2 protein-coding genes are annotated in these 1,179 nt (G+C 32.8%); both read right to left on the reverse strand.

Annotated features, from left to right (window positions below; genetic code table 11):
• Positions 1 to 208 (reverse strand): hypothetical protein (locus HMPREF9200_RS08875; RefSeq protein ID WP_218015404.1); only part of this gene is annotated, 208 nt, incomplete at its 3' end.
• A gap of 185 nt (positions 209 to 393) precedes the next feature.
• Complete coding sequence (locus HMPREF9200_RS07630) at positions 394 to 1,119, reverse strand: hypothetical protein (RefSeq protein WP_009354145.1); 726 nt, start codon at positions 1,117 to 1,119, stop codon at positions 394 to 396.
• Between the last annotated feature and the right edge of the window lie 60 nt (positions 1,120 to 1,179).

A 1,179-nucleotide genomic window follows, 5' to 3' on the forward strand; every position in this document is an offset into this window, starting at 1 on the left:
AATTAACCATAAGACCAAACGATATCAACCTATCATCTTCTCTTTTTACCCAAGCCTGACACAACTCTTTTATTGCAGTAATTACAATGTCCGCAACGCATAAGCTCTTACAGCACAATGTCGGAAAATTGAATATCATATCTTCAAATGAAATCAAGTAAGTATTTGGCATTCTCAAACTAAGCCCTTTACGTTTTAAATATTTCAAAAGAGTAACTGTATCTACATCAAGTATCTTAACCTTTCTTTCACCTCGAACAATAAAACAATCTTTGTTATATATTCCAATATCTATGTCTTCAGCTATCTCAAACTTATTGGTGTATCTAAAATAGACGCGAACGCCTTCTCCTTCAGTTAATTCAATGTGTGCAAAACTATTCGTTTTTTTAACTACAGAATTATGTTCATTGCTTTCTTTTTTATTTGATCATATTTTTCATCAACACCACCAAAATACTCGCCTATCAATGCATTCTCCCTATAAAACGCACTGATAAGTTCTTTCCACATAGCTACAGAAAAATCGTTATCTATTCTCCACAGTTTTATATATTCCGAGTTCTTTCCATATTTACTTATATCTGTTTTAAAATCAATTCTCTCAAGAATTTGCTCATCATTATAAATTCTAATTGCACCATCAAGATGAGTTGGTAATCCTGTACTCGGATTCATCATGCTATGAACATATCTACATCCCCATAACATAGGTTGTCCATCCTCAAAAGAAATATTTTCTCTATCACATAATTCTTCACATTCAAAAGTTCGTTTTCCATCTTGAATATGCCAATAAAACTGGGTGCTCAATAGATTTGAAAAAGCATTATCATAATGTTCATTTTCATGACAAGTAACGCCTTCAGGAATACAGTTCAAATCATCATTAAAGTGTGGTCCTCGAATATACTGATACTCTAATTCTAGATGCTCTGTACCAACAAGTCCAACCATATCCATATCCAATGCAAGTTGTATTTCAACAGTTGAAACATCACGCATTTTTTCAAAGGAATTAAAAAATTCCTCATTCGTAGTATTCAGTATAGATAAACTTCTACGGAAAAACTGATGCGCAAAGAGTAAATACCCATCTTTATGATAAACACCTGGCACAAGAAATCCCTTTTATCATTTGCATCTTTTGTGTAAACAGGTTCCAAATCCCGCACATCT

It is taken from the genome of Veillonella sp. oral taxon 780 str. F0422 (genome assembly GCF_000221605.1).
In the GTDB taxonomy this organism is placed as follows: Bacteria; Bacillota; Negativicutes; order Veillonellales; family Veillonellaceae; genus F0422.